This is a genomic window from Nocardia tenerifensis NBRC 101015 (genome assembly GCF_000308715.1).
GTDB classification, from domain to species: domain Bacteria; phylum Actinomycetota; class Actinomycetes; order Mycobacteriales; family Mycobacteriaceae; genus Nocardia; species Nocardia tenerifensis.
Genome location: NZ_BAGH01000052.1, coordinates 1 through 3,458, shown reverse-complemented (window position 1 = coordinate 3,458; position 3,458 = coordinate 1). Strand labels below are relative to the sequence as shown.

General features: G+C 71.2%; 1 protein-coding gene. It reads right to left on the bottom strand.

Going from position 1 to position 3,458, the window contains the following annotated elements:
* Positions 1-3,458: condensation domain-containing protein (locus ON39_RS04510; RefSeq protein ID WP_040731295.1), on the bottom strand; the 3,458-nt coding region annotated here is incomplete at both ends.

Below are 3,458 nucleotides of genomic sequence, written 5' to 3'. Positions count from 1 at the left end.
TTGGCGACCGGTGCGCCGATCGGAATCGCGCCTACCGCAAGGCCTTCCACGGGGCAATCGGTGACCACGGTTGCCTCGGCGGGGCCGTACCAGTTCACCAGCCTGGTGCCCGGCAGGGCCGCGGCGAAGGCCGTCGCGGTCTCCGCGGTGAGCGCCTCGCCCGCCGCGAACACCCGACGCAGGCCCGGGAATGGGCCCACCGACTCCGCGCCCAGGAAGGCGTCCAGCATCGACGGCACGAAATGCACTGTGCTGACGGAGTTCTCGGCGATGACGCGGGCCAGGTACGCCGGGTCGCGATGACCGTCGGGCTCGGCGATGACGATCGACGCGCCGGTCTGCAACGGCCAGAACAGTTCCCAGGTGGAGATGTCGAAGGTGATCGGCGTCTTGTGCAGGACCACGTCGCCGGTGTCGTGCGGATAGGTCCGCTGCGCCCAGCGGAACTGGTTGACCATCTGCCGGTGGGTGATCATCACGCCCTTGGGGCGGCCGGTGGAGCCGGAGGTGTACATCACGTAGGCGACGTTGTCCGGGCGCAGATCAGGCTCGATGCGCGCCACCGCGTCCAGCGGCAGGTAGAGCGTGTCCACCGCGACGACCGCGATATCGCTGTCGGTCTCGAAGGCGTCGGCGCTCGTGGTCAGCACGCACGCGGGATGCGCTCCGGCCAAGACGTTCTCGTTGCGTTCGACCGGGTGATCCGGGTCGATCGGCAGGTACCCCGCGCCGGTCCGCAGCACCGCGTAGACGGCGACGACCAGGTCGATTCCGCGCCGCATGGCGATGCCGACCCGCGACTCCACGCCGACGCCCCACCGGGCGATCTCCCCGGCCAGCGCCCGAGAGCGCAGGTCGAGCTCGGCATAGGTGAGCGTGGTGTCGCCGTAGCGCACCGCGGGGGCCTCCGGCGTGCGCGCGACCTGAGCGTCGAACAGTGTCAGCAGCGTCGCGTCGTCGAGGAGGTCGGGCGCCTCGGTGGCGTTGCGCGCGGCCAGCTCGGCGCGTTCGTGGTCGAGCAGCACGTCGATGTCGGCGACGCGGGCCTGCGGGGTGGTGACGAAACGGCGGATCAGGGCCGAAAGCCGTTGCGCGAGAGCCGCTGCCGCCGTCTCGTCGAACAGGTCGCGCAGGTACTTCACCGACACCCGGAGCTGGCTGTCCAGCACCACCATCACCGTCAGCGGGTAGTGGGTGCCGTTGACCGCGCCCACGCCGGTGACGCGCACGCCGTCGATATCGCTGGCCTTCTCCAGTCCCTCGCGGTCGACGGGGAACGACTCGAACACCACGAGGGAGTCGAAAAGCCCTTCCACGCCGATGGTTTCCTGGATATCGCTCAGCCCGAGGTAGTGGTGGTCCAGCAGCCCGGCCTGCTCGGCCTGTAGCTGGCGCAGCAGCCCGCCGAGGGTGTCGGTGGCGCCAAGCCGCACCCGCACGGGAATCGCGTTGAGGAACAGCCCGACCATGCTCTCCACGCCGTCCAGCTGCGGCGGCCTGCCGGAGACGGTGGCGCCGAAGACCACGTCGTCGCGGTCGACGCTGCGGCCGATGAACAGGCCCCAGGCCGCCTGCACGACCGTGTTCACCGTGACGCCGAGGCCCGAGGCGAGCCGGGTGAGCGCGGTGGTGTCGGACTGCGCGAGTTCAAAGCCGACTTCGCCGACACCGGCGGAGATTTCACGGCCGGGATCGACCGGCGCGAGCGGCGTCGGCTCGGTGATGCCGCTCAGCGCGGCGCGCCAGGCTTCGCGGGCCGCGTCGGCCTTCTGCGCGACCAGCCACGCGAGGTAGCCCCGGTACGACGGAACCTTCGGCAGGTGGCGCGAATTGCCGCCGAGCGCGTACGCCGTGAGCAGATCCTTCATCAGCAACGGCATGGACCAGCCGTCGATGAGAATGTGGTGACTGGTCACCAGCAGGTGAAAAGCGTTGGCCGACGAGCGGATCAGCGCGAACCGCAGCAGCGGTGCGGTGCGCATGTCGAAGTGGTCGGCCAGGTCGGCCGCCTTGATGCGCGCCAGCTCCGCGGCCGCGGCCTCCGGCTCCAACTGGCCGAGATCGATGAGCCGCCAGGGCACTTCGAGCTCGTCCTGCACGATCTGCACCGGCTTGCCCGCCGCGTCCTCGGCGAAGGCGACGCGCAGGTTGTCGTGCCGGTCCAGCACGGCCTGCGCGGCCGCGTGCATCCGGCCCGGGTGCACGTCGCCGCCGAGGTCGAGGACGAATTGTGTGGTGTAGACGTCCACCGAGGACTCGGCGAGCAGCGCGTGGAACAGCATGCCCGACTGCAACGGAGTCACCGGCCAGACGTCGGTGAGGTTCGGATACGCGGCCGTCAGGCGGTCGATCTCGGACTGCTTCAGCCGAACCAGCGTGAAGTCCGACGGCGTGAAAGTGACCCCGTCGGCGCGCAGGCCATGCTCGGCCAGGCCGCCGAGCGCGTAGATCCAGTGCTCGGCAAAGGTTTTCACCTCGTCGCCGGCGAATACGGCGGAGGCGTAGTCGAACCGGGCGACCAGGCCGTCGTCGGCGGCGTCGACGGTGAGGTCGAGCAGCAGATCGTCGGCCATGGTGTCGGTGTGCACCCGCGCCGGGCGAAGATCGCGGTAGCGCAGCGCGAATCGGCCGCGGCCGAGCTCGCTCAGCTCGGCGGCGGTGTCCGCGTTGAGGTAGCGCAGCAGGCCGTAACCGACACCCTGCGAGGGCACCGACCGGCGCAGCTCCTTGATCTGCGCGAGCGCGGCGCCCGCGGCCGGGCCGCCGACGAGCGCGTCGTCGGCGTCGATCCTGGTGAGCCGCAAGGGAAGCGGGTACTCGGTGGTGAAGCCGCCGACCATGCTCTCGTCGGCTCCGGTCGCGCACCGCTCGTCGGCGGACAGCCTGATCACCGAGCCGAGCGCGCGCGTGACGGGCTCGCCCGCGGAAGTCTGCAGCGCCAGCGCGACCGCGGTGAGCAGTACGTCGTCCACGGTGGCGTGGTAGGCCGCCGCGGCGGCGGCCACCGCGGCGGCGCCCTCCGCGGTGATGGCCAGCGAGACCCGGCTGCGCGCCCGCAGATCACGACCGTCCGCGACGGTGCCCTCGGGGACGGTCGCCAGAATCCGTTCCCACCAGCCCATCTCGCCCACGGTCCGCAGATCGTGGGCCTTGGCCGAGAGGGCGCGAATGAGCACGCCGAGGCCGGACTCCGGCGCGGCCGGGGCGGCGTGGCGGCCGCGGCTCCACGCCGCGGTCAGCTGATCGACGATGGTCCGCCACGAGATGTCGTCCACGACAAGGCCGTTGGCGACGACGATCAGGGTCGACCGGCCCTCGGGCCCGCCGGTCAGCACGAAGTGGATATTGCGGCCCTGCTCGGGATCCAGCGCCGCGGCGGCGGCGCGCACCACATCGTCGATGGGCAGCGTGGTCTCGCCGTGCTGCGCGTCGAGGCGGCGGAACGCCTCGCCGGTGCG